This is a genomic window from Vibrio sp. 811 (genome assembly GCF_033339195.1).
In genome coordinates this window covers 148,991-174,687 of the sequence record NZ_JAWOUB010000006.1, presented here as the reverse complement: position 1 = coordinate 174,687, position 25,697 = coordinate 148,991, and the positions used below count along the sequence as shown (strand labels likewise).

Here is a 25,697-nt window from a genome sequence, read left to right as displayed (position 1 = left end):
TCGCTGCCTTATCCCTGATTTATTGAAGGTAACGATAAGTTATTCTTGGTTACATCAGTTTATTAGCATGGATTTCCATTTGGTAAATAATGGCTTTCCTCGTATGAGCGCGTTTCTGTTGTTACAGTTTTTCCACCGACAGAAAGTAAGAACGATAATAGAGGTGATGTATGAAAAAACTAATCGCACTTGTTTTGATGGTTTGCTCAACAAACGTAGCATTTGCTGGCGATGGGTCATACACGGGCACGATTGATATGACGATGGCAACGAAAAATCAGGTTGACGTAGAGCGTGCAGATTCTCAATTGACGCTGAAGGGTCGCAATGAAATGGCCTATGGCGGTGTAACAATCCATTCGGATGCTGCAACTCAAAAAATTGAACTTCGTGGTCGACGTGATTAATCGAATAGTTTCTTGTTAAGAAAATGCCGCGAAGAACGCGGCATTTCTATATGTAATATCATCAGATCATAATTACCAGATAAGCGTATGGTGAGAAGCTAAGCGCAATGACCACCTGCCATTATTCGCATGGCGGTGCCATATGAATGACAGCTAAGCCCCCCAAAGAGGTTTCACGGTATTTTTTATTCATATCTTTACCAGTCTGATACATGGTTTCGATAACTTTATCTAACGAAATTAAACATTTACTTGTGCGCTTTAATGCCATACGCGATGCATTAATCGCTTTCATTGCTCCCATGGCATTTCTTTCAATACAAGGTACTTGAACCAAGCCGCCAATCGGGTCACAAGTCATACCCAATGAATGCTCCATCGCAATTTCCGCAGCAATACAAATCTGCTCGTTACTGCCCCCTCTTAGCGCTGTTAAGCCAGCGGCAGCCATGGATGAAGAAACCCCAACTTCTCCCTGACACCCCACTTCTGCACCAGAAATTGACGCGTTAGTTTTATATAAGATGCCGATAGCGCCGGCGACTGCGAGAAAGTCTTTTAGCTGTTTAACATCAAGCTCTTTGATGAAGCGATGGTAGTACATCAATACCGCCGGAATCACCCCTGCTGCACCATTCGTTGGAGAAGTGACGACTTGCCCTCCTGCTGCATTTTCTTCACTAACCGCAAAGGCGAAGAGATTGATCCAATCCATGATCTCCATCGGATCGTTTTCAACTGCAGCGTTGGCTTCGAGCTTTTTCAAAAGGTTTGGTGCTCGACGAGTGACATTTAGACCACCTTCCAAAATCCCTTCCGTATCGAAGCCACGTTGCATGCAGAGCGACATCACTTTCCAAATTTGCTCTGCTCTTTGGTTAATTTCTTCGTCTGAGCGAAATGCGAGTTCGTTTTGGAGGATCATGCCTCCCAAGCTGAAACCGTTCGTCTCGGCTTTTTCCAGCATCTCATCTGCGGATGTAAACGGAAATGGTACTGCGATCTCATCTTGTTGCGTGCCGTTCTCTAGTTCGTCGGCGGTGGCGATGAATCCGCCCCCAATGGAGTAATAAATTTCAAACGCTACTTGATCTCCAGCAGCGTCTAATGCTGTAATCGTCATGCCATTTTCATGCAGGGGAAGGTTGTCGCTATGAAAGACGATGTCATGGTCGTAGCTAAACTCAATCTGGTGTGTACCGGCGAGCATGAGCGTATTATTGTCTATGGTATTTTGTAGCGCACTTTTGGCACTGCTCATTTTGATGGTATCAGGTTTATTTCCCATCAAACCAAGGACCGTGGCTCGGTCTGTATGGTGCCCTCTACCTGTCAATGACAATGAGCCATAAAGGTCCACTTGCACCCGATGCACTTTCGCCATAGAGTCGCTAACTAGCTGAGTGAAATGGAATCCGGCAAGCATAGGACCATTAGTGTGGGAGCTGGATGGCCCGACACCAATTTTAAATATATCGAAAATCGACAGCATAATTGACTTCCTTTAGCAGTGAACCTTTATAAAGGTCTCTAGAACAGTGTTGTTAACTAGATGTTAAAGCTTGTGGGTCGGGAGTGAAAGAAGATTTTTGTAACACTGCCAACTAAGCGCGATATTTTAAAATGAAGTTAGACAACATCGTCATCGTTTTAGGTAAACGCCTCGTCAATAACAGGTTGACCTCTGAGGGCATAACAAGAGTCGAAGCTTTGTCTTGTAGGACTGCATCACTACCGATAGAGCGAACGGCGATTGTTTTTTGTGGCGGAGTAACGCAAGGACAAAGCGTTTCTGAAGCAGAGGCGATGTACGCGTATTTTAGAGCCCTAAACACAGACTCTGTGAATCCGTTCCCTGAACGTCATATACTCTTAGAAACGGAGTCGTTGAACACGTTTCAAAACATGCGTTATGTTTCCCAAGTTTTGTGCAAAAGTGGGTTGTTCGAGTTATGGTCGGGGCATCCGGTTGAGGTTATCTTGCTGTCTAATGACTACCACCTCGAACGAATCATTGATATCCAGAATTTGATGGATGAGCAAGGCTTATTACGAGTACTTAAATCCGATTGCGAATCCATGGGGGTGACCCTCAATATTCCACTGGATATCAGCAAACATATTAGCGTGCCATACCCACATAAAGGGCTTATGGCGGAGACATTCTTGCTACTCGATGAACTCACAACCTACCGAGTTTATTTAGAAGGGATCAAGCATGGCGCATTTTTCCGAGATTTATCAATTGTCCGAAAAAAGCCACTTATGATCGCAAGAGATGCTATTCACAAATTGCTCTCTTTACCGCTCGATAAAGAGGCTTTGCAACATATTGAAGAAATGAAAAAGGCCGTCGAAATGACGGCCTTGGATGAATCTGTAGGTGCTGCGGAAAAGGCATTAAGTATCTTCCATCCGATACTGACGGCATTGAACCGTCGCTTTGACCCAGAGTCTATTCATTAAGCTCGCGTTTTGTGCGGACGGCGCTTAATGCGATCAAACAGTAGCAAAGCAGTTCTATACCTTCTTCTGAGATATTTTTAACATCACGGATGTAATTTTCGTCCATCACTTGTTGCCAAAAACTACCCATACCATACAAACGAGAGAAGACTAATAATAGCATTACAGCACCAACTAATAGCTTCATATGTGGCACTGTTAAAATGGTCGCCATTTCGTTCATGGTACCTTTACCACCTTGGTAAGCTTTGGCGCAAGCCAGTGCGGTGACAGCAAGTGCTGGGAAAACCCAAGAGCCATGATGAATCATGTCTGTCCAATAGTCCGTTTCGCGAATAATCAGTACTGCAAAAAATCCTGCAATCAAAATAGCCGCATGCTTTAGCTGAGGCTGTTGTTTCGATAAGCTGAAAAACGACCATGATGCAATAGCAAGCATCACAAGCTGGAGCGTTTCTGTAACGGAAAGCTCGCCAAGGCTTGATCCCAACACGACATAATCAAGACGAAGACTAAGGTTAACGAGAATACTTATAGCGACAATCATCAAGGCGTTTAAACTCGATTTATAAATAATGCGCTTTGATTTTTCAGTAACAACGTTGCTTGGGGCTGACTCGGCTTCTTTTACTATTTGTGTTTTCATCTTGCTCACCTGTCCCAGAAAATGTGGAAGAAATGTGAATTAGTGTGATCTGTGTTTGGAATTTTATTGTCCAAGTGGAAAGTTATGTCAGGGGAATGTCAAGAATAGAACACTGTTCGATATAGGGTCGATGTGCGGTAAAGTCAGAGATATGTAAAAACAACGTAAGAACACTTTGATAAATCAAATAAAAAGGAGCCCAAAGGCTCCTAAGTGATAGAGGGAAGGTGACGTATCGATAAAAATAATTAGTAGTTGTCACCCTCATTTTCTTTGTGATTCTCGCGATAGTATTCCCATTGCTCGACGCGTTCATTGTCCGACAGCACACAGTAAGTGACACGTTCGCCGTTTTCCGACACGGTATCCAGCTCACCACCTTGCTGAACACAGTATACGGCTGCGGGATTTGCAACGGAGGTATACTCAGTTGAGCGGGTCGCTCCCTCGTAAGTTGAACAACCAGCCAGTACCAATGTTGCAGCCATAGCCATCATTAAATTTGTCTTTTTCATTCTTTATCTCCGCATGGGGTGGGCGAGTATTGTATTGATTATAGGCAACTTTAAGAGATTATTGTCTTATCGATGTTAAAAGTAAGAGGGACGTATAAGAATTTAGATATTCTCATTTATTGCTGATTAGCACGTCACACTTCTGTTCTTGGCGTATTGTTGTGAAGGTCATATCAATCACTTCCTGACAAGCGCTCGAACGTACCTGGCCTACAACAATGATTTAAAGTGTGAAATTCGGTAATATGCGCACAAAACATTGACCGTGGTATTTTCGATGAGACATTTAAAATCGACCGTTCATCCAGACATAGAGCATTTGGATGACAAAATTGTTTTTCAGCGCAATGCAGCGCGAGCCATTGTACTTGATGGTGAAGATGTGCTGTTGCTCTATACAGAACGTTACCATGACTACACGCTACCAGGCGGTGGTATTGATGATGGTGAAGATGTCATTGCTGGATTAGTCCGTGAATTAGAGGAAGAAACGGGCGCCCAAAATATACATGGTATTAAGCCTTTCGGAATCTTTGAGGAGTTTCGTCCGTGGTACAAGGATGACGCTGACGTGATGCACATGGTGTCGTATTGTTATACATGTAAAATCGAACGTGAGCTAGGCGAAACGGCGTATGAAGATTACGAAGTTAAAAATGGAATGCGCCCGGTATGGATGAACATACACGAAGCAATTGCACACAATGAAAAAACGATGGCAGAAAGCCCGAAAAAAGGCATGAGCATTGAGCGCGAAACGTTTTTACTTCAGTTGATTTCTAAAGAATTACTATAAACAGCTAGTTTGCATCATTACGACTTAGCTTCTGTTGGCTCTATTGTGGGCAAAGATTTTAGAGCAATAAAAAAGTCCGGACTCCCCCCCGGAACCCGGACTTATTCCAGACGCGCAAGCGAAGCGTCATCTTGATATGTTAGATTTGTTTCGAACTATGAAAACAATAGCTGTTTTACATTTAGTGTGTAAATAATTATTAGGTCTGACCATTGGTTTTCATGTTTTTTGCAAACGCAATGTGACGCATATCTACCCAATTGCCAAGCGCAATTGGGGCGCTTTTTAGTAAACCACTACTCTTTCTTATCTTTGAGATACCTTACCTCAACTTTTTTGCACACGTTTGCATAGAGATCACGAGTTTTCAAATTCGCCGAACAGGATCTTGTAATTTTACGTTTCTCTGACATTGAGCTCTGTCGTAGCTTTTATCACAAATTAACTAGCGGAGGCAGTCGGCTAAAGTCGACCAGCGGTTGTGAAATCATAGGAGCGTCTGGAGCAAACAAGAGTAAAGGTTGAAATGATGAGGATTGTAACTGACCGATATCTATCAACTTTTCCAATGCATAGAAGCGGCTGACATATTGGCGAGTCTCGTTAGGCAGCGTGAGTTGTTGGAAATCTCGACTTCCTGCTCGCTGAATAGCACGTGCAACACGTCCTTCTCCGGCATTGTATGCAGCTAAAGTGAGAGCCATATTTTGATCGAATTTGTTGTATAAAAACGCCAGGTACTTGAGCGCGGCCGTTGTGCTGGCTTCTGTGTCAAAGCGATCGTCTTGTTTTGTATTTATCGTTAATCCGAATCGTTTCGCTGTGGCTGGTATCAGCTGCCAAAGTCCGGCGGCGTTAGCGTGAGAAACGGCTTTGGGATTGTAAGAAGACTCTAACATTGGCACTAAGGCTAGGCTATTTGGTAATGAGTGGTTTTGAAGCTGTTTGAAAATGTGGTTAATTACCGGCTTGGATGAATCGAGACGCTTGGCAATTTGTGGTTTGTATGGGGCTAATACTTGATACTGCGTTTGAATATCGACAGCATTTGGTTTTGCCTGGCACGTGATTGGAAGGTAGGACAGAAAGGCAATAAAAATAAAAAGGCCTACAGTACTCAGCCGAGATGGCGACTGAATCTGTAGGCAAGACGAACATCGTTTAGAACGATTTATCTTCATAAGTGTGTTGCACAGGTTGTTTGAGTTGACTGACCAACTCATGGAACGCCGCAGAGCTGTGGCCATTGCTCTGATTGTATTGTTGGCACTGACTTACCAACGTTTCCAATAGCGCCCATTGTTTTCTAGCTTGCATACCTATTTGGGCAGGCAAAGCATTGAAAATTCGTTTTACGCTGGCGTCATTACACGCTAACCCCAGCGCTCGCATACACTGGCTTCTGTCATTGGCGGAGCGGCTGAGTTTATTGAGTATCGGCATTTGTTTCTGAACATTGTCGTTCAGTGCCTCTCCATCAAACTTTAAGTACAATACCTTTTGCTGCTGCAGCAAAGGAAGCAGTTGTTGATAAAGCTTAATATCCTCAGATATAGAGCGAACAAATTGTTGAATTCGCTGCGATACTGCGCTTGCCATGATGTCTTCCTAGCGTTTTATTACTCGTGACCTGTATGGAACTGCATGATTGCCTTGGATAGCACTTTTGTATCTAGGCTAAGTTCACCACGCGCTAATGCGTTGCGTACTTGTTCTACTTTTTCCATATCAACATCAGGTAGTGATGCCATTTCAGCTTGAGCGCGATCTATCGCTACGGTATTCGCTTGAAATGCAGGCTCGTGTACTTTGCTCTGTTCGACGACGTCGACAGGCTGTTTGCTTGCTTGCTGTAATTTTGTTTGTGGGACATGACCGCCCGCGACTTTGTCGATTTTCATGCTGTGGTCCTCATCATCATGTTCTAAATTAAGTAGGCGGTTAGAATGTGATAAACATTAAATATTTTTTTTGTACTCGAAGTTCAGTGTTACTGACGAGAGCCAAAATTAAAAAATGTTACCCCGAGTCAAAAAATCAAAATTGAGTATGAACCTGGTTTAATCCAGTTACGACTGCTCTTATGACCTTGCCCGAAGTTGGGTTTTCCACGTCAATTTGTTGCCCTTTCGCTCCATCTTCTAAGGCGACTCCTTTTGTGCTGGCACTAAATCCATTTTTGCTCGCAATGACTATGACTTCATTGCCTTTCTCGATTAGAGGTGGGGCCGACAAATTGGATGGATTAACCACTTGTCCAGCCCTCAAACGACGAGAGGTTTCTAAGCCTACTGCTTGCTCGGGGCGAGTATAAAAATCGTCTTGGCGAGAGATGGTTCGGGTTTCAAGCTTTATGTGTTTAGCCGTTACGACTTCATTTCGGCCAACCGTGGTTGTCGCGACCAAAACAGGCAGAGTCAGCGAAGACTTTATCGTAACGTTAATTCGCCATGGTGATGCGATATTGTCGCAGCTGACTGAGCGCTTGAGGTTACCGACTGGCAACGTGTTGTTGTCACGACCTGTGATAACTAAAGGAGATTCACATTCTGGCAAGTGATTGGCTGAACCGGGCACCCACATGTCGAAGTCTAGTTTGTACTCCCCCCACTGATTGGAGAGCGCTACGCGATCCACCTCTTGTTCGAAATCCGTTGCTACAACGGACCTTATCTCTTCAACGCTTAGGGTTTTGTCATTGGTGTTGGCGAATGCTTGTTCTGATGTCAAAGCGAGTAACGTCAGCATTATTGTTGAGGAAGTGGACACTTTCCTCTTGTTTTTAATGCTTTCCGAGAACCGGAAGTTTGGCTTCCATCCTTGTTTGTAAATCATTGATATATATAGCTATTTTTTATGGCACGTATCTTGTTTGTATGTTGGCGTATTCGAGCCAACTGTAAGGAAGATGCATGGCGATCACATTTGAAAATGCTTTAGGAGTACATCCAGAGGCACTTAATTTTCGCGTTCAGCGTACCAAAGTCCTCGCCAGTAACCTAGCAAATGTTGACACCCCTGGGTATTTGGCGAAAGACCTAAGTTTCACCACCGTAATGAACCAAGTAACGGCAGGTGGTGTGAACAAACCGGTGCCAAAGTTCCAGGTTCAGGCCCAATACTCGGTGCCTTACCAGAATAGCAAAAATGGCAACACCGTAGAGCTTGGTGTTGAACAAGCAAAATTCACGCAAAACAACATGGACTTTCAAACTAGCCTGACGTTTCTCAACATGAAATTTAATGGCTTAGCGAAAGCGATTGAGGGACGTTAATTATGTCATTCACTGATATTTACTCGATCACTGGTTCCGCGATGACAGCACAAACTGTGCGTCTTAATACGGTAGCCAGTAACTTAGCAAACGCAGATGCAGTATCTGCAAATCCAGAAGATGCTTATAAAGCGCTTAAGCCAGTATTTGCGACTGTGTACCAAAAAACGCAAATGACAACAGAAAATGGAGCTTATCCCAATGCAGAAGTTCGCATTGTTGACGTTGTTAAAAATGCTGGAGATGCAGAGAAGCGTTTTGAGCCGAACAACCCACTGGCTAATGATGAAGGTTATGTGTTTTACCCAGATATTGATGTAGTTGCTGAAATGGCAGACATGATGTCCGCAACACGCAGCTTCGAAACGAATGTTGAAGTATTAGCCAATGTAAAAAGTATGCAGCAAGGTCTGCTTAGATTAGGGCAGGGTAGCTAATGAGTATTGCACAATACACCCCTTTATCGTCTGACGCTCCAGTAAATACAAAAGCAAAAGACAGCAACGGTATCTCACCAAACCCTAAAGACATGAACAGTGCTTCTTCATTGGAGAATGAGTTTATTTCTTTGATGGTGGCTCAAATTCAAAACCAAGACCCACTTAACCCCCTTGATGGTACGGAATACGTTGGTCAATTGGCTCAGTTCTCGCAGGTACAAAGTACTGAGAATATGTCTAAGACAATGCAACAGAGCATGGTGTTACTGGACAACATGCAAGTGCTATCAACAGCGGGCCTTGTTGGGCAAACGGTTTACGTCAACGCGGATGAATTTCAGCTTGGTGAAGACGTACAAAACGGAAAAATCGAACTCGCTCATAGCTCAAACCAAGTCACGTTAGTTGTTAAAGATGAATTTGGTCAATCAACTAAAGTGCCACTAGGTGCTCACGGCAAAGGTGACGTCGACTTTTCAATTAATCCTGAAGAACTTGGTCTTAAACCAGGCAAATACTCAGTGGCCGTAGAAGTGCAAGAAGGGCAAGCAAGTCCAAATGTGCTGATGGCAGGCACTGTTGAGCAAGTGCGCATTCCTAATACCGGTGGCGCAGCATTAGTCAATGTCCATGGCGTTGGCAACGTTCCTTTCTATCAAATCACTCAGTTTGGTGCTTAACCAAATACGGAAATCAGAGGTCTATTTATGAGTTTTAACATCGCACTAAGTGGTCTGGACGCGACCAACACAGAGCTAAACACAATCAGCCACAACATTGCCAACGCATCAACGTATGGTTTTAAAGGTGGGCGCACAGAATTCTCCGCTGTATACAACGGCATGCAACCTGGTGGTGTGGAAGTCGCGTCAATTTCACAGAACTTCGACAAAGACGGCAGTATCACAGGAACTGGCCGTGCGATGGACCTAGCTATTAATGGCGGTGGCTTTTTTGTTACTAAAGATAATATGGGTCAAATGTTGTACACACGTTCAGGTGTGTTCTCAACGGATAAGAACAACTTTGTTACGGCTAACAGCGGTGCAAAGCTTCAAGGTTACAGTGTCGATAGCAACAACAACCTAATGACAGGTTCTGTGGGTAATATTCAGGTATCGACTTCCTCACTGAATGCTAAAGCAACAGACAGCTTAGATTTTGTTGCGAACTTCGACGCAAGCGCGTCTGTTATTGATAAAGCCGTAACGCCATTCAATCCAAAAGATCCAAGCTCATTTAACTCGTCTTACACAACAAAAGTCTACGACTCATTGGGTAACTCGCACACGGTAACTCAGTACTTTACTAAGACTGCTTCTAACTCGTGGGAAGTGAACGTTCAAGTAGATGGCGGTACGACGCCAGTAGCAACTGTGCCTGTAACGTTTGGTAAAGATGGCTCGCTTTCAACACCAACTGCGCCGTTTAATGTTTCATTCCCTGCAGCAGGCGCGAACGCGATGAGTGTAGACATTAACCTGAAAGGCAGCACGCAATTTGGTGCAGCTTTTGGCGTAAGTACTAATAGTCCTAACGGTTACACATCAGGTGAACTTGCAGGTGTACGCGTTGAAGGTAACGGCATGGTTTACGCGACTTACACTAACGGCCAATCACAGCTACAAGGTCAGGTTGTTCTTGCTGATTTTGCAAACACACAAGGCTTAGCGAAAGTGAGTGGAACATCATGGACTCAAAGCTTTAGCTCAGGTGCTCCAATTATGGGTGTTCCGGGTTCAGGTACGATGGGTGACCTAACTCCGGGTGCATTAGAAGGTTCTAACGTTGACTTAACCAGCGAGCTTGTTGCTCTAATGACTGCACAACGCAACTACCAAGCAAACGCAAAGACAATTTCTACCAGCGACAAGCTTACTCAAGCTTTGTTTAACGCGGTGTAATGGGAGTTTTGCATGGATAGTTTGTTATTTACGGCAACGTCGGGTGCCAGCCGAGTTCTTAAAGCGCAGCACGTTCGTTCAAACAACTTATCAAATGCTGATACTGCGGGTTTTCGAGCGGATATGGAGCGTGTGCGTAGTGTAGAGATGCAAGGCCCAGGTTTTGATGGTCGCACTATGGTTGTGACCAACTCTGCCTCAACACGTTTCGACGCTGGCGATATTGTGAAAACAGGACGTCCGTTGGACGTTGCGGTTATGGGTGAGGGGTATCTCTCTGTAGAAACCCCAGCGGGTAACGAAGCTTACACCCGTGCAGGCAATATTCAGGTCGATACTTTTGGCGCTCTAACAATCAATGGGTTCCCTGTCCTCGGTGACAATGGTCCTTTGGTTGTGCCGGATTATCAAAAGATTGAAATCAGCGAGCGTGGTCAAGTCTCAGTGATCCCACCAGGTGGCGGCGCAGAAATTGTGGCAGGCACTTTGAAGTTGGTTAAACCGGAAATTAATCAACTGCAAAAAGAGAGCGATAGCTTGCTGCACAGCGTAGATGGCGTGCCATTCGCGGCAGATGAAACCGTGCAACTCTCTCCTGAGCACATTGAGGGCAGTAACGTATCTGCTATTGATGAATTGGTTAGTGTGATGTCGCTGACGCGCAACTTTGAAATGCAAGTTCGCATGATGAAAACGGCGGAAACTTTAGCAAAAGCTGGTAACAAATTAATGGCGGCGAGCTAAGTCTCGCCCCGCAAGGAGTAAAAAATGCATTCAGCATTATGGGTAAGTAAAACAGGCATGGCAGCGCAAGACACGAAGATGACTGCCATTTCTAACAACCTAGCAAACGTAAACACGGTTGGCTTTAAGCGTGACCGAGTTGTATTTGAAGATCTTTTCTACAGCATTCAGCGTCAACCAGGCGCTCAAGTAGACCAAGTTAACGAACTACCAAGTGGTATTCAGCTAGGTAGCGGTGTTCGCGTTGTTGGCACACAAAAAGTATTCACTCAAGGTAATACCCAAAACACAACGCAAGAGTTGGATCTTGCTGTAATGGGTCAGGGTTTCTTTCAAATAGAAAACTCGGACGGACAGATCATGTATACACGTAATGGTCAGTTCCATAGAAACTCAGAAGGCTTAATGGTGAACAGTCAGGGCCTGCCTTTAGAGCCTCAAATCCAGATCCCAGACAATGCGGTCTCTTTCTCTGTGGGTGTTGATGGCACCGTGACTACAACAACAGCAGACGATCCAACACCTCAGCAGCTTGGTCAAATTACACTTGCAAAATTCATCAATCCAGCAGGCTTAGAGGCCATGGGTGGCAACTTATTCCGTGAAACGGAAGCCAGCGGTCCAGCTGATGAGCTGATTGCAGGAGCTGATGGTGCCGGCATTATCAAGCAAGGTGCACTGGAAGGGTCAAACGTACAAGTAGTAGAAGAGATGGTCGACATGATCACCACTCAACGTGCGTATGAGATGAATGCGAAAGTGGTCTCTGCTGCAGATGACATGCTGAAGTTTGTTTCGCAATCAATGTAAGTATGAAATTGGTGATGATGAAGGAAAAAGCAATGAAATGGCTTTCTAAGAGTTGGGCAGTAGCCGCCGTGTTGCTGGTGGGATGTGCTGGCCGTCAGGAATTTATTCCGCCTGAGCCGAATGCTGAGGAATATGCACCACCAACGCTCGATTACACGCTGCCGGAAACCCAATCTGGTAGCCTTTATCGTCACCAATACACGATGACTCTGTTCCAGGATCGTCGTGCTTACCGAGTTGGCGATGTATTAACGGTTCAATTATCAGAAGAAACCTCATCGAGTAAAAATGCGGGTACTAAGTTCGGTAAAAGTTCAGCAATTAACTTTGTGGCGCCGACCATAGGCACGAAAACTATCGATGAGTTAGGGGTTAGCGTGGATGGCAAACGTAACTTCGATGGCAGTGCATCAAGTTCACAAGGCAACAAGCTTCAAGGTGCCATTACGGTAACGGTACACGAAGTATTACCTAATGGCGTATTGCGTATCAGCGGTGAAAAATGGCTTCGTCTGAATCAAGGCGACGAGTTTATTCGTCTAACCGGTATCGTCCGTGTGGATGATATTAACCGCAGTAACCAAGTTTCTTCTCAACGAATTGCTGATGCAAGAATTACCTACGCAGGTCGCGGAGCGCTAGCTGACAGCAACGCAGCCGGGTGGCTAACTCAGTTCTTCAACAGCCCATGGGTACCTTTCTAATGAAGACAATGCAATCTTTCTTTATGTCTCTCCTATTGGTGTTGACCTTGGGACTACCAGGCACTTCACGTGCTGAAGCGGAAATTCCGATCATGGACTTGGTCGATGTTCGCGGCATTCGAGAAAACCAACTGGTTGGTTATGGTTTGGTAGTTGGCTTAGCCGGCCAAGGTGACCGAAACCAAGTGAAATTTACCTCTCAATCTATTACCAACATGCTACGTCAGTTTGGGGTTCAAATTGATGACAGTATGAACCCTAAGCTACGAAATGTGGCTTCTGTGAGTGTGACAGCGTCCGTTGACCCAATGGCAGGCCCAGGACAAACGTTGGATGTGGTTGTGTCTTCAATCGGTGATGCAAAGAGCCTTCGCGGTGGTACGTTATTGCTAACGCCTTTACGTGGTATTGATGGCGAAGTGTACGCGATTGCGCAAGGTAACGTGGTTGTGGGCGGCTTATCTGCAGAGGGGCGAAGTGGCTCCAAAGTAGAAGTAAACACACCAACGGCGGGTCGCGTTCCGAATGGTGCGACTTTAGAGAGAGAAATCAAAACCGATTTCAACCAACGTGATGAAATCACCCTAAACCTGCGCAAGCCTAGCTTCACTACAGCAAAAAATATTGCGCGTGAAATTAACAACACTTTTGGGCCTAACGTTGCAGTTGCGATCAATAAAGCGCGCATTGATATGCGTGCACCAAAAGATACACAGCAGCGTGTCGTCATGATGTCGATGCTTGAAGAAATGAGCGTCGTTGAAGGCCGTAAACCTGCTCGTATTGTCTTTAACTCTCGCACTGGCACCGTAGTGATCGGTAAGAGTGTCAAAGTGAGTGAAGCAGCAGTAAGTCACGGTAACTTGACCGTGCGAATTTCTGAATCACAACAAGTTAGTCAGCCTAATGCGTTTGCAAATGGCGATACGAAAGTCGTTAACCAAACGGACCTTGATGTGAATGAAGATCTTGCTCAGATGGTGATTTGGCCTCCAGGCACGGAACTTAACACCATAGTTAATGCGGTAAATAGTTTAGGTGCCACGCCTACAGACTTGATGTCTATCCTGCAAGCTTTGAGTGAAGCGGGTGCATTGAACGCTGAATTGGTCGTGATATAAGGAGTTAAGGATGAAGCTAGACAGTACCAATGAACAAACTCAGTTAAATTCGATGCTTTATCACGACAATAGTGCATTGGCTAACATCAAGCATAGTCGTGATCAAGAAGGCGCACTTGAAGTCGTCGCAGGTCAATTTGAGGCAATGTTCCTACAAATGGTGTTACGCCAAATGCGCAGCAGTAGTGACGCTCTTGCTGATAAAGACAGCCCGTTTGCCAGTCAGCAACAAGGGGTGTTCCGTGATATGTATGACGGTCAGCTGGCGATGGAACTAGCAAAGAAACAGAGCTCAGGCATTGCCAATATGCTCATCCAGCAGCTGAGCCCGTCTATGTGTGAGGTTGCTTTCGATGCTGCGCGCAACATCTCATCCGCTAACGATGGTAAAGGTTCGAATTCTGAATCTATCTCACAAGTAGATTCTAAAGAGGTGGAGAAGAATTCAAGCCTATTTAATACCGCTTCTCAAGCCGTCGCCTCTGTTAAACAGGTATTCGGTGAGGCCGGTATGACTACCGCGTTTTCTCAGCCGTTGATCAGAAAAATGGAGCTGTAAATGAACCTAGTTAATATTGCCCTTTCAGGTTTAGGCGCGAACCGTGTGGCCCTAGACGTAACCGCGCAAAACGTGGCAAACGTGAATACCGTGGGTTACAGTCGTCAACAAGCGTTGATGGCGTCTGTCGATGATGGTAAAGCCAATCGCTTAAGTCCAGGTTTAGGGGTAGAAGTCACTAGCATTCGCCGCGTTACTGATCAATTTCTGATTAAGCAAACGTGGTCGACTAACAGTATGGCGGCATACGCATCTGGATACACCAGTAACATGAGTCAGCTGGAGAATACGCTTGGTGCCGATGGTTTCAGTATATCGGCTGGCTTGGACTCGCTAAACGCTGCGCTTAACGATGCGACCGTTAAGCCGGAATCCATACCTTACCGCCAGCAGATCATTAACGAATCTGAAGCTTTGGCCCGCCGCTTTAATACGCTTACCGAGTCTTTATACAATCAACATAAAGACATGAGCGACCAACGTAATGCAGCGCTTAACCACGCGAATAGCCTTATGGAAAATATCGCGAAGGTGAACAAGCAACTGGTAGAGATGCAAGGTACAGGTGGTAATCCATCACAGTTAATGGATGAACGAGATAGGTTAATCGGTGAGTTATCTCAAACCATTGAAATCAAAACAACACAGCAGCATGACGGCAGTGTTCAGGTCACACTAACCTCTGGTCAACCGCTTGTGATGGGTACGGACCATGGCAAACTGGAAGCCATTCCTGACCCGAGTGATCCTTACTTAGCGGACTTACACGTCACGTTCTCGAATCAAAGCTTTGCGATTGGTGACTCGCTTGGTGGCAAATTAGGTGCGATTAATGACTATCAAACCGAAGTGTTGAAACCAAACCAACTGGCTCTGAATGACATGGCGAAAGCTCTCGCGGATGAATACAACGCCGTGCTTGCAACTGGCAAAGACTTAAATGGCAACCCAGGTAAACCTTTGTTCAGCTATGACCCAGCAAACCCTGCAGCCAGTTTGGATATTACCAAGCTAACTCCAGATGAGCTTGCGTTCTCAAGTGATGGAACACCTGGTAACGCAGATGCGTTGCAATCATTGATCGAGTTAAGCAACAAGCCAGTGGCGGTATCAGGTTACGGCTCAGTAAGCTTGAACGATGCCTTTAGTTCAATGGTGGGTCAAACCGCAATTAAAGCACGCCAAGCTAATGCTGATTATCAAGCGAAGTTAGCCATGAACAAGCAAGCGCACGCAGCTCGCGATAATGTTAGTTCCGTAAACAGCGATGAAGAAGCGGCTAACCTAATGATGTTTGCTAATGCGCACAATGCCAACATGAAAGTGATCAGCACAGCAAATCAACTGCTCGATTCTATTCTGCAGTTATTCTAAGAGGAAAGTTTAGATGCGAATTAGTGACAATCAATTTAGTCAAATGATGTTGCACAGCTTGCAGAGCAATAGCGCGGGATTAGGCGAAGCTCTGCAACAGATGTCTACTGGCAAGCGCTTAACCAAGCTGTCTGACGATCCAATGGCTTCGATCAAGTTGCTTAACTTAGACCGAGAAACCAGTGCGATTGCTCAGTACAAAAACAACATTGAAAACGTAAAAACGACGCTATCGAGTCAAGAAACCCATTTAGATTCGATCAAAGAAAGCTTAAAAAGCATGCGAGACATCGCGCTTTGGGGTGCGAACGGCTCTCTTACTGACGAAAGTCGTGGCGGTATGATTACAGAGCTTAAGAGTTACCGTGATTCTATTGAGTCGTCTTTTAACGCGCAGGATGAAGAAGGGCACTACCTTTTCTCTGGTACTAAAACGGATACTGCGGCTGTAAGTAAAGCGAGCGGCAGCTACGTAATTGAAGGTAATAGTGACAAGCGCGTAGTAACAATTGCTAAAGGCGTCACGATGGATTCCAATATGACTGCAAAAGAAATATTGGACCTTGGGGGAGGCCATAACGTGCTTAACCAAATTGATGCGCTGATCAAAGAGTTTGAGAGCCCTACCGCCAACTTCAGAGCTGAAGTTGAGGCGAGTATCAGCGCTATCGACGATACTTTTTCAAACGTACTAGGGACCATGACTGAGATTGGTGGTCGACACAACAACTTAGATCTTGTTGGTGGCGCGCACAGTGAAAACAAGCTGTTCGTTGACAAGGTATCTGGAGACCTCTCTGCTCTGGACTATGGTGAAGCGTCGGTACGATTGAGTAATTACATGGCCGCTTTGCAAGCAACGCAAGCAAGCTATGTGAAGATCGATGGTTTGTCGCTGTTTGACCGTTTATAAGGTTAGGAAGTTCTTTTTATGGTAATGAGTACAGTAGAGGTTAGACCCCATAGCATACGCTTAGGTGGACAAGAACAAGCCTCTATCATGCCGACCCGTTCTGCAGACTCAAGTACGGCAATTAAACCGCGCCCGGCGCAAATTCAGGCTGACACTGCGTCAGCCTACTCTGTATCTGGTATTCAGCTTACGCAGGGTCAGCAGCAAGCCACGGCGGTTCAGATCGCGTCCAAATCGCTGCAGGTGATTGGCAAAGAGCTCACGCAAATTAAACGTGGTTTGACGCAAGCTGTGAATCAAGGCGTACAAAATGTTCCTGGTTTGCAGGATACATTGGTTCGCTCTAAAGCCACCATCCAAAAAGTCGTTGAGCAAGCACGTTTCGATGGCCAGAAAGTCCTAAATAACGAACTGCACTTAAAACTGGATAAAGCGGACATTCGTCGCTTTTCTATTCCAGGTTTGAATGTTCATCGCTTAAGCGACAAGGCCGAGCAAATCCGTTTGGATTTTCCTCAAGGTCAAGCGGTGATGATTCAGTTTGATGGACAATCAGACGGTGAGCGAACGGTCAAAATGCTGGATCGCAGCTTGATTGCGTTAGGAATGCGAGCCTCATTAGCCGATGATGGCAGCATTTTATTTGAAGCCAGAGACAACGCTTATCAACAAATGCAGCAAAAGGTGATGGTAACGGGGGAAGGGCACCGATTCCCTGCGGGACAGCCTAACGTTTTGAACTTAAAGTCTGAGCCAGATGGTATTGCGGAGCTCGGGTTTGATCTAGGCTCACGCGACGGCATCAAGCAGACGATTGCCAAAGTAAATCAGCATCTGAAACAAGTTCAAACGAGCTTGCAGGAAGCGAAAGCTTTTCATGGTGAACTGAATACTCAAATGCGTTCTATCCAAACCAAAACCGCACAGCTTTCAGTCAATGAGGTGAATGCAAAACTGGATGGATTCATGCAAAAGTCTGGCGAGTTTACTTCGACTTTTCAGGCATTGAATGCGCAAGCAAACGTGCGTCGTCATACCGTGGTCGCTTTACTGAAGTAACGAACACTCCAATGATTCCCGGCTTTACACTGTTATCGTCCCCCAATAACGAAAACAGCGCACTGTCGGGAATCTCTCTTTGACTCGTCTAGGGCTCGAGTGCTTTTGCCACCGAACGATTCAATTTCTGGAATAGCCATCCAAGTGCTATCAAAGACGCACCTAAGCCTAAGAAGCTTATTGCTCGCCAGAACCCATCCAGAGAGCTCACATCCCATAAGAATACTTTCAGTGCGACACAGGCAAGGACCACTAGACCGACACGCTGCATCATCAGCCCCTGTTGGGTCACGCCGCGCCAAGTAAGCAATCCACCTACGAGCAAGCCAGCCACTGAATAACTGAACAACTCTGCCATGCTGGTTGGCTGATACAGCATCATCGATGTGGTTTGCCAGAATTGACGGATAGACATCCCCAACCAAATGGCTGCAAGTAAAAAGCCTAGACTAGCAATCGCAAATCGATGAACTTGCAACGTATTCCAGCGCTTAAACGTTGCGATAAGCAGGATGCAAGCTGGTAACAGCCAGCCGATACTCAGCATGTTAAAGATGGGAAGTGCTTGTGCCGAGACGTTATCAGTCACCAACGGCGATTCTGCCGTATTAAGCAAAATAATCAATATAGCGAACGCGCACCAAAGCAAGTAACTATAGATTTCGTAGATACGGCTTAAGCGTTGCGCAAATTGGCTGCGGTAGCTGTATACCAAACCCATAACTAATGCTTGATTGGCAAAGACTGCCGCACTTGTGAAGTCGATGTGCCCCAAGTAACCATATTGCCCCGTTAACCAGTAGTTAGTTTGGGTGAACAATGCCATTAAGAATACATGTAAAAACGCCCCTTCAAACCAGTTGGTCAGTTCTCGGTCCACTTGTTTTAGTGTTGAACGAGCATAAGACAAGATGAAGAGAGAAGGCAGATAACTCACCAGAACCCAAGCCCAATGCCCAGCTTCTACCGGTTGCCATTCGGGGATGAAAGGTAGCAGCGTGAGTCGGATAACCAGTATTCCCATTGCCACTTTAATCGCCCAACTCGCAGGTCGAAATAACCCGAATTGAGCCTGTAAGGCCATTATCGCAACTTGTATTGAGATTGCTGTTGTTAACCAAGTATCACTCAACCAAACAAAAGCGATACCTACGATTAAAGCATGCATAACGGCAGAGCATTCTAATGCCAACGAACGTGCACGCTGACCAAGCACAGCATAGTAAGTGGCCATCAATGCGCAGAATGCAGTCCAATACCACAGGTAGCCTTGCATAAATTCGTCAATATAAAACAACGTAATTAAGCTCATCGCGGGAGCCAGTACCAGCAGAAGCAGCCCACTGAGTTGCGAACGGTCACTAAGTGATTGGCAATATGTTCGATAGCAGATCAGCGCAATACTCACCGCCAATGCGAATAGGATGCTAGCTTCTCGCTCTAACATATACAGCGCATCAAAAGCGATGGTAAGAATAATCAGCGCGGTTGCCGAGACGAGAATGGATGGCAAAAATACACGTAATGACCAGCCTGTACGAAGTGCTGGTAGCCAGATGATCGCAACAAGCAGCGTATAACAGTACGCCATTTGTAGAGCGTTCAGCTCCGGCATTCTGGTGACGGCAGAAAAGGTCAATAAAGCAGTTGCGAGAGCGGTAGCGGTCGGCGAGTTTGTCCACTTGCTTTGATAGTGACGAAAGCGAGGATTGAGCATCCAACCCATTCTCGGAACCGCGAAAATGAGATACAAAGTGATGGAGAGATAAATCGCGAGCCACGAGAACAACCGTTCTGTTGGTACACTCTCAATCAACAGCAACATCCAAATGACATGTGGAATCGCGATACTTGGCGTAATCCATGCCCTACGCACTTTTTGCATCAATAAGGTCGCCGCGAACGAAATCGCGCAGATGTATCCGGCTAACAAAAAGTAGTTGGGTTCACTACCTCCAATCCACAGTGGTGCTGTGTAGCCACCAATTAAGCCAAGCACGGCCATTAACGGCCCTTGTCGCAATGATAATGCTAAACTGAAAAATGCCGCTGAAGCCAAAATGATCAACGAGATACTTGGCGTTAGCATTTGATAAACCACAAAGGCAAAAATGACGGTGCAGTAAATGCCCGTTAATCCCGTACCGGTAACGGCAGCAGGAACATACGTAAAGCCTTGGGCTCGTGCTGCCCGTTGCGGATTCTGTTGTTCTTTACGGTGAAACCACTCGCCAACAAGCACCATTAGTAATGAGATCACAAAGGCAAAGGACACTCGCATAAATGGCGAAAACTGGATGTGGCTACCAATCACCTGTACGAGATAACCTCCACCGATCAGCATGGCCAATGCGCCTACCCAAACCAACCAATTTTCTTGAATGTTGCTAAGCAGGCTCTGAACTTTACTCTGAAGGAATGACTCATTTTCTTGACTAAAAACATCCAGTTGCACTTCTCTTGTCTGGGCGTACCCTTGATTCGCTGCGCTCTGGTCCAAGTCTAGGTTGGTAGCTGGATCATGTTCCCCAGAGGATGAGACATTTTTCTGTGGTGATTCTATGTGAGGTGACGTCGCTACAGATGGTGTGTCTTTTTCGATGCTGGATTGTTGGTGCGCTTGTTGGTTTGAGCCCCCATGGACACTGGCTCGTAGTGATGTGACTTCCTCACGAAGTTTGGTTAGTTCTTTTTCTAAAAGTGCAGCTCGGTTGGCGGCTTTCACTCCGATGAGGATGGCGAGACACGCCATGAACAGTGCTAGTATTACGTACAATCCATTTCTCCTTGCGTACGTCGCGTGACCCACGATTCTTAACTTTGAGCACTTACGCTAAAGCTTAGTTCATGCTCTATGCCTTAGCCTCATATAGTGCTAGGTTCCGCGCTTTCTTCAGAAATCATTCTACATAATGAAACTCAATGCGTAATGATGAATTCGACAAAGTCGCACACTTGTGTGCCACTTTAAGACCTGATGAACAAAAATGAGTCGTTAAGTCATTGGGGGTCAACTATATTCATAGTTCTGATGCGATCGCCAAAGGACTTCAAACATGTGCGTTTCGTAGCGATGTCATCGAAGGTCAGTCGTTTGATTTGCACGTTCGGTTGTTTCTCTTTGACCGTAAGGCTGAATGTATTCGGGTATAGCGCATTCACGCGAAAAAAGACAAAAACAGGTAATTATTGATGCAAGTGGGTAATGAAGCGCTGGTGCTGTCAGCGGTTGGGGTTATTGGTTTAGGTTGCCAATGGTTAGCTTGGCGATTGCGTTTGCCAGCGATTTTATTTTTGTTGTTGGCAGGGCTGATCGTCGGGCCATTTATGCAGTGGTTAAATCCTGATGAGATATTAGGTAATTTGCTCTTTCCGTTGGTCTCTTTGGCGGTGGCAGTGATTTTATTTGAAGGCAGTTTGACCTTAAATTTTAAAGAAATTCGTGGCGTGAGTGGTTCGGTATGGAGCATTGTTTCCATCGGGGCGATCATTTCGTGGGCGGCGACCAGTATCGCAACACACTATTTCCTCGGCTTTACTTGGGAGCTTGCCATGTTGTTCGGCAGCTTAACCGTAGTAACAGGGCCGACGGTCATCGTGCCACTTCTACGAACCGTAAGACCTAACAGTACGCTTGCTAACATTTTGCGATGGGAAGGGATTTTGATTGACCCGCTCGGTGCGCTTTTTGTTGTGATGGTTTACGAGTTTATCGTATCTCACAGCGCGATAAATAGCGTCGAAGTGTTTGGGACGATCATTGCTGTCGGTGTCATGCTAGGTGCGGCCTCAGGCTATGCAGTTGCGACGATCATGCGTCGCTCTTGGCTACCGGAATATTTGCAGCCATTTGCGGTTTTGATGGTGGTTCTAGGTGTATTTTCGGTCTCTAACCACATTGAGTCTGAAGCTGGGTTACTAACCGTCACCGTAATGGGTATGTGGCTCGCAAACGCTAAAGACATCAATATTCAGCAAATTCTGCACTTTAAAGAGCATTTAACCATTTTACTGATCACCGGATTGTTCATCTTCCTTGCGGCTCGAATCAGTCTGGATGATTTTGCTGCGCTAGGTAGCGGTGCGTTATTGTTGTTTGTATTTATGCAGTTAGTGTCGCGTCCGTTATCGATTTTTCTTTCAACCTTCCGCAGCAACTTGCGTCTTAAAGATAAGCTGTTTTTGTCTTGGGTTGCACCGCGCGGTATTGTTGCTGCTTCGATTTCGTCTCTTTTCGCGATCAAATTGACCGAATACGGCATTGATGAAGCGATTTTACTGGTCCCTATGACCTTCATGGTGATTATAGGAACGGTCGTGTTACAAAGTGCGACGGCACGTCCTGTAGCGCTGACGTTGGGCGTTGCAGAGCCAGCACCACGCGGCTTCTTGTTGATTGGTGCTAACCGAGTAGCAAGAGAAATAGGGCAGGCGCTGGCGCGTTATGACCGCCGCGTATTAATGACTGACTCAAACTGGGAGTACATCAGTCAGGTTCGTATGTTGGGGTTGGATTACTATTACGGCAACCCTATTTCTAGTCACGCGGACGACAACTTGAACTTGATAGGAGTTGGACAAGTGGTTGCATTAACGCCCGATCAGCATTTCAACATTATGGCTTGCATGCAATTCGTCGACGAGTTTGGGGAAGATAAAGTTCACTGCTTACAAAAAGTGAAAACCAACGGCAATGGCAGCGAGAAGCACTCCGTGGCTCAGGAGTACCATGGTAAATTGCTGATGGGCGGCAATGTAAGCTATACCCAGCTAGCCAGTATGTTAAGTCGTGGTGCAGAGGTTAAACACACGAAATTGAGCGATAACTTCACGTATCAAGATTATTTAGCGCATCACAAAGGTAGTTCAGTTGTACCGCTGTTCCATGTAGAAGAAAAAGGAAAAATTCAATTCTGTGATGATCCCGAACAGTTTGAACCAACGACGACAAGCACTGTTGTGTCGCTAATTCTGTCGGACAGCGTAAAGTAAACTACAGAGCAATGTGATCCATTTTCATCATGGGTATCGTACGCTGATTATCTCAATTTGAAGAGAAACTTGCCGGCTTGTTTAAAACGGAAAGCGAGTTTCTTTTCTTATAATGTCAGGGGCAGTCGAGATTCATTACTCGTTTCGGAAAAGTAATCCGGCAAATTCACAAAATTCGCATTGACGTTACTGATAAGGATCGCAATACTGCGCGACTGTTTTACTTTAGGGTGACATTATGGCTCCGCAAACTAACCGAAAAGATTTACACCTAGATGCTGTTTTACATCATGATATGAGCATGAAGCATAAAACGGCGGGTTTTGAGTCTGTCGAGTTTGAACACTGTGCGCTGCCAGAATGTGACTTTCACGCGATCGATTTATCGACAGAGTTTCTTGGTCATCAATTAGCGCTACCGTTTTTGATTAGCTCGATGACTGGCGGAGCAAAAGACGCAGAAACGATCAATTGTCGTTTAGCTGAAGCAGCAAGTGAATTAGGTATTGCCATGGGTGTGGGCTCGCAACGGATTAGCTTAGAAGAAAGTCAGCATTCGGGCTTGGGTAAAACCATTCGTGAGTTGGCGAAAGAAGTACCGTTGTATTCCAATCTTGGAGCCGCTCAATTGCTCGATAAAGGTAAACTCGATAATGCGCAACGTGCGGTTGAGGCGATTCAAGCCGATGCCTTGTTTGTGCACGTTAATCCAATGCAGGAAGCGTTTCAGAAAAATGGCGACCACAATTGGGTTGGTGTTTTCCAGGCAATTGAGATGCTTAAATCTCGCGTGAAGGTTCCTATCATTATCAAAGAAGTCGGTTTTGGTATTAGCGGACACGTTGCGCAGCGATTAATTGATGCTGGTGTGGATGCAATTGACGTTGCGGGCGCGGGTGGCACAAGCTGGAGTGCGGTTGAAGGGTATTGCCAAGATAATCCGAAAATGCAGCGTGCAGCCGAGCTTTTCCGCGATTGGGGTGTCCCTACAGCAACATGTTTGGCTCAAATCCGCGCACTGCATCCTACATTACCCTTGATCGCCTCGGGAGGTGTTCATAACGGACTTGAAGCGGCGAAAGCCATTCATTTGGGGGCTAATCTCATTGGGCAAGCTGGTGCGGTATTAAAAGCTGCGACGATCAGCACGCAGTCTGTCGTCGATCACTTTGAACAAATGGCATTAGAGCTGCGTTTAACGTGCTTTGGTACTGGCTCTTTTAAGGTTGGTGAGCTAACAAAAGCGCGCTGCCTATAGCTTTTAGAATGGCGCGCTTTACACAGAGTCGCTCAATAATTTTTCGATGTCTTAACACGTAGACTGATAATTTCGTTATAGTTGATACAAAAGTCACTTCAGCTAGTGACGCCTTTATTCAGACACTTGAATGGGCACGTGTTGAAGAGATTGAGTTTAATTTTACTATTGTTTGCAACTGGAACCTTAAATTTATGAAAAAACTAGTCATGCTGATGTTGGCGGCTTCTGCTTTGACCGCTTGTAGTGATGAAGTGGGCACTGAAGGCTGGTGTAACGACATGCGCGATAAGCCAAAAACAGAATGGACAGCAGACAACGCGGTAGACTTTGCAAAGCATTGTGTTCTGCAAGATGGTGTCGGCAGCGAGCAATGGTGTGAAAACCTGAAAGATAAGCCGAAAGGTGACTGGACTGCAAACGAAGCGACCAGCTTTACTAAACACTGCATTTTTTAAGCACAGCGGAACGCGCCTTTTCTGAGGCGACATTCTGTGAGGTAAACACCAAGCGTTATTGCTTGGTGTTTTTGTATCTAAAATAGCTCGATTTTTCACGTGTCGAGCGCACTTCCCTCTGAATGGAATGTTTTACATTTTCGTTTCATTTTTGAAAACCTGTATTGCCTGTCTTTAATTTTTCGTATTGCAGTGGCATGGTGTCGAGATAGCCATCTAATTCAATTAGATTCATAACAAAAAGGAATTCAAATGGAAGTACTAAAAGGCTCATGTCTGTGCGGCAAGGTAAAGTTGGAAGTGGCAGATGAATTCAAGTACATGGGAAATTGCCATTGCTCTGAATGCCGCAAGTTCACAGGTTCTGACTATTCATCTGCCGGTGGTATTGCGTTGGATAAACTGCTTATTATCCAAGGGAAAGAAGATATTCAAACTTATCAGAAAAGCGAAAATACCATGCTATGCTTTTGTCGCCACTGCGGATCAAGTCTGTATTCGAAAAAGAACAATGGGATCGTCAATATTCGCCTTGGTATCTTGGATGACACACCTTCTCACAAGCCTGATTTCCATATTTTTGTCGCGTCGAAAGCGCCGTGGCTCGAGATATCGGATAACCTGACTCAATTTGATGCAGGGCCAAAATAGAGTTGTTGTAGATAAGTATTTAGAAACAGAGCGCGTTACAATACGCTTGCGACGCGCTCTGTGCTTTTACTTTGTATATTAGAACGGAGACGACTATTTGGCGTCTTGTAGTTCTTCAAAGCCACCTGCATTGTGCAGATTCGTAAAGCCTTGCGATTGTAAGTATTGATACGCTTTGCCAGAGCGGTTACCACTGCGACAGTACAACACGATAGCTTGATCTTTATCGACGTCTTGAAAATGTTTATCAAGTTCAGATAAAGGGAAGTTGACGGCATTATCCAAATGCCCTTCAGAAAACTCTTGCGGCGTGCGCACATCGACAATCATCGCGCCCTCGTCAATCAATTGCCAACCTTGTTCAGCGCGTTCAGAAGCTGACACGTTGGGTGAGAGGAAGCCAACGCATAACGTTGCAAGAAATAGAGATACGGCCTTTTTCATTGTTTGATTATCCTTTTTAAGAGTACGTAACCACTCTAGATTTGATTGAGCACATTTTCCATCATAAAGAGATGCTAAGTGGTTGTGAATGCGATAATTCGATAGAAAATTTTATTTAATTTAATAAAAAATTTTTATCAAATTCACCTCTTGAACTCTCA

At 45.4% G+C, this 25,697-nt stretch carries 28 protein-coding genes; 19 read left to right on the top strand and 9 right to left on the bottom strand.

From position 1 onward, the window contains the following. Positions 1 to 170 precede the first annotated feature (170 nt). Positions 171 to 407, top strand: coding sequence for a hypothetical protein (locus tag R7Q46_RS12190; RefSeq protein WP_005374030.1), 237 nt, complete (start codon positions 171 to 173; stop codon positions 405 to 407). Between the two features lie 121 nt (positions 408 to 528). On the opposite strand, the gene R7Q46_RS12185 is transcribed toward R7Q46_RS12190, so the two are convergent. Next, complete coding sequence (locus tag R7Q46_RS12185) at positions 529 to 1,899, bottom strand: L-serine ammonia-lyase (RefSeq protein ID WP_318077527.1); 1,371 nt, start codon at positions 1,897 to 1,899, stop codon at positions 529 to 531. 131 nt (positions 1,900 to 2,030) lie between these two features. On the opposite strand from R7Q46_RS12185, the gene R7Q46_RS12180 reads away from it, so the two are divergent. Then, the gene (locus R7Q46_RS12180) at positions 2,031 to 2,873 is read left to right on the top strand and encodes a YdcF family protein (protein WP_154204175.1); all 843 of its coding nucleotides are present in this window, start codon (positions 2,031 to 2,033) and stop codon (positions 2,871 to 2,873) included. Here R7Q46_RS12180 and R7Q46_RS12175 read toward each other — a convergent pair. Further along, the gene (locus tag R7Q46_RS12175) at positions 2,863 to 3,519 is read right to left on the bottom strand and encodes a hypothetical protein (RefSeq protein ID WP_005374025.1); all 657 of its coding nucleotides are present in this window, start codon (positions 3,517 to 3,519) and stop codon (positions 2,863 to 2,865) included. The genes R7Q46_RS12180 and R7Q46_RS12175 overlap by 11 nt on opposite strands. Positions 3,520 to 3,767: 248 nt before the next feature. After that, entirely contained in the window at positions 3,768 to 4,034 is a 267-nt protein-coding gene (locus tag R7Q46_RS12170) for a DUF333 domain-containing protein (protein ID WP_005374023.1), read from the bottom strand. 277 nt (positions 4,035 to 4,311) lie between these two features. On the opposite strand from R7Q46_RS12170, the gene R7Q46_RS12165 reads away from it, so the two are divergent. Next, positions 4,312 to 4,830, top strand: coding sequence for an NUDIX hydrolase (locus tag R7Q46_RS12165; RefSeq protein ID WP_005374021.1), 519 nt, complete (start codon positions 4,312 to 4,314; stop codon positions 4,828 to 4,830). 434 nt (positions 4,831 to 5,264) lie between these two features. Here the strand turns inward: R7Q46_RS12165 and R7Q46_RS12160 are convergent, their stop codons facing one another. The 4 genes from R7Q46_RS12160 to flgA form a co-directional block, all read right to left on the bottom strand. Next, positions 5,265 to 6,011, bottom strand: a complete 747-nt coding sequence (locus R7Q46_RS12160) for a lytic transglycosylase domain-containing protein (protein WP_137282834.1) — start codon at positions 6,009 to 6,011, stop codon at positions 5,265 to 5,267. Further along, positions 5,992 to 6,429 carry a flagellar export chaperone FlgN gene (gene flgN / locus R7Q46_RS12155; protein ID WP_005374018.1) on the bottom strand — a complete coding sequence of 146 codons (438 nt, stop codon included), beginning with the start codon at positions 6,427 to 6,429 and terminating at the stop codon, positions 5,992 to 5,994. Before flgN ends, R7Q46_RS12160 begins: the two co-directional genes overlap by 20 nt. Positions 6,430 to 6,449: 20 nt before the next feature. Further along, positions 6,450 to 6,731, bottom strand: coding sequence for a flagellar biosynthesis anti-sigma factor FlgM (gene flgM, locus R7Q46_RS12150; RefSeq protein WP_005374016.1), 282 nt, complete (start codon positions 6,729 to 6,731; stop codon positions 6,450 to 6,452). Positions 6,732 to 6,867: 136 nt separating this feature from the next. Further along, positions 6,868 to 7,665: a flagellar basal body P-ring formation chaperone FlgA gene (gene flgA, locus R7Q46_RS12145; RefSeq protein WP_318077526.1), complete on the bottom strand. Its 798-nt coding sequence runs from the start codon at positions 7,663 to 7,665 to the stop codon at positions 6,868 to 6,870. 77 nt (positions 7,666 to 7,742) lie between these two features. Between flgA and flgB the strand changes: the two genes are divergently transcribed. From flgB to R7Q46_RS12085, 12 genes are read left to right on the top strand one after another with little or no spacing between them, the layout of a single operon-like run. Continuing rightward, positions 7,743 to 8,105, top strand: a complete 363-nt coding sequence (gene flgB / locus R7Q46_RS12140; protein WP_005374013.1) for a flagellar basal body rod protein FlgB — start codon at positions 7,743 to 7,745, stop codon at positions 8,103 to 8,105. Between the two features lie 2 nt (positions 8,106 to 8,107). Beyond that, the gene (gene flgC, locus R7Q46_RS12135; RefSeq protein WP_005374012.1) at positions 8,108 to 8,542 is read left to right on the top strand and encodes a flagellar basal body rod protein FlgC; all 435 of its coding nucleotides are present in this window, start codon (positions 8,108 to 8,110) and stop codon (positions 8,540 to 8,542) included. Next, positions 8,542 to 9,225, top strand: a complete 684-nt coding sequence (gene flgD, locus R7Q46_RS12130) for a flagellar hook assembly protein FlgD (protein ID WP_005384410.1) — start codon at positions 8,542 to 8,544, stop codon at positions 9,223 to 9,225. Before flgC ends, flgD begins: the two co-directional genes overlap by 1 nt. A 27-nt stretch (positions 9,226 to 9,252) precedes the next feature. Then, positions 9,253 to 10,449, top strand: a complete 1,197-nt coding sequence (gene flgE, locus R7Q46_RS12125) for a flagellar hook protein FlgE (RefSeq protein ID WP_017635110.1) — start codon at positions 9,253 to 9,255, stop codon at positions 10,447 to 10,449. Between the two features lie 12 nt (positions 10,450 to 10,461). Continuing rightward, the gene (flgF, locus tag R7Q46_RS12120) at positions 10,462 to 11,193 is read left to right on the top strand and encodes a flagellar basal-body rod protein FlgF (RefSeq protein ID WP_005374009.1); all 732 of its coding nucleotides are present in this window, start codon (positions 10,462 to 10,464) and stop codon (positions 11,191 to 11,193) included. Between the two features lie 24 nt (positions 11,194 to 11,217). Then, positions 11,218 to 12,003, top strand: a complete 786-nt coding sequence (flgG, locus tag R7Q46_RS12115) for a flagellar basal-body rod protein FlgG (RefSeq protein ID WP_005374008.1) — start codon at positions 11,218 to 11,220, stop codon at positions 12,001 to 12,003. 32 nt (positions 12,004 to 12,035) lie between these two features. Beyond that, a complete protein-coding gene (gene flgH / locus R7Q46_RS12110; protein WP_017635111.1) occupies positions 12,036 to 12,707 on the top strand; it encodes a flagellar basal body L-ring protein FlgH in 672 nt (223 codons plus the stop codon). Beyond that, a complete protein-coding gene (locus R7Q46_RS12105) occupies positions 12,692 to 13,828 on the top strand; it encodes a flagellar basal body P-ring protein FlgI (RefSeq protein WP_086026720.1) in 1,137 nt (378 codons plus the stop codon). Before flgH ends, R7Q46_RS12105 begins: the two co-directional genes overlap by 16 nt. A gap of 10 nt (positions 13,829 to 13,838) precedes the next feature. Beyond that, the gene (locus R7Q46_RS12100; RefSeq protein ID WP_213871475.1) at positions 13,839 to 14,387 is read left to right on the top strand and encodes a rod-binding protein; all 549 of its coding nucleotides are present in this window, start codon (positions 13,839 to 13,841) and stop codon (positions 14,385 to 14,387) included. Continuing rightward, the gene (gene flgK, locus R7Q46_RS12095) at positions 14,388 to 15,761 is read left to right on the top strand and encodes a flagellar hook-associated protein FlgK (RefSeq protein WP_005374000.1); all 1,374 of its coding nucleotides are present in this window, start codon (positions 14,388 to 14,390) and stop codon (positions 15,759 to 15,761) included. It abuts the gene before it with no gap. A gap of 13 nt (positions 15,762 to 15,774) precedes the next feature. Continuing rightward, a complete protein-coding gene (gene flgL / locus R7Q46_RS12090) occupies positions 15,775 to 16,674 on the top strand; it encodes a flagellar hook-associated protein FlgL (protein ID WP_005373998.1) in 900 nt (299 codons plus the stop codon). 18 nt (positions 16,675 to 16,692) lie between these two features. Further along, positions 16,693 to 17,733 carry a flagellin gene (locus R7Q46_RS12085; RefSeq protein WP_136976308.1) on the top strand — a complete coding sequence of 347 codons (1,041 nt, stop codon included), beginning with the start codon at positions 16,693 to 16,695 and terminating at the stop codon, positions 17,731 to 17,733. Positions 17,734 to 17,821: 88 nt separating this feature from the next. Here R7Q46_RS12085 and R7Q46_RS12080 read toward each other — a convergent pair whose 3' ends face one another. After that, entirely contained in the window at positions 17,822 to 20,485 is a 2,664-nt protein-coding gene (locus R7Q46_RS12080; RefSeq protein WP_372584770.1) for a DUF2339 domain-containing protein, read from the bottom strand. Positions 20,486 to 20,925: 440 nt separating this feature from the next. Between R7Q46_RS12080 and R7Q46_RS12075 the strand changes: the two genes are divergently transcribed. The 4 genes from R7Q46_RS12075 to R7Q46_RS12060 all read left to right on the top strand — a co-directional run bounded on the left by R7Q46_RS12075 (position 20,926) and on the right by R7Q46_RS12060 (position 25,092). Continuing rightward, on the top strand, positions 20,926 to 22,725 hold the full coding sequence (locus R7Q46_RS12075) for a cation:proton antiporter (protein WP_005373994.1): 1,800 nt from the start codon (positions 20,926 to 20,928) through the stop codon (positions 22,723 to 22,725). Between the two features lie 238 nt (positions 22,726 to 22,963). Further along, entirely contained in the window at positions 22,964 to 23,983 is a 1,020-nt protein-coding gene (gene fni, locus R7Q46_RS12070) for a type 2 isopentenyl-diphosphate Delta-isomerase (RefSeq protein ID WP_005373993.1), read from the top strand. Between the two features lie 194 nt (positions 23,984 to 24,177). Next, positions 24,178 to 24,441 (top strand): DUF3012 domain-containing protein, encoded by a 264-nt coding sequence (locus R7Q46_RS12065; protein WP_005373992.1) that lies wholly within the window; start codon positions 24,178 to 24,180, stop codon positions 24,439 to 24,441. Positions 24,442 to 24,693: 252 nt separating this feature from the next. Next, positions 24,694 to 25,092 (top strand): GFA family protein, encoded by a 399-nt coding sequence (locus R7Q46_RS12060; RefSeq protein ID WP_005388696.1) that lies wholly within the window; start codon positions 24,694 to 24,696, stop codon positions 25,090 to 25,092. A 93-nt stretch (positions 25,093 to 25,185) separates the two neighbouring features. On the opposite strand, the gene R7Q46_RS12055 is transcribed toward R7Q46_RS12060, so the two are convergent. Then, positions 25,186 to 25,536: a rhodanese-like domain-containing protein gene (locus tag R7Q46_RS12055; RefSeq protein ID WP_025768015.1), complete on the bottom strand. Its 351-nt coding sequence runs from the start codon at positions 25,534 to 25,536 to the stop codon at positions 25,186 to 25,188. Between the last annotated feature and the right edge of the window lie 161 nt (positions 25,537 to 25,697).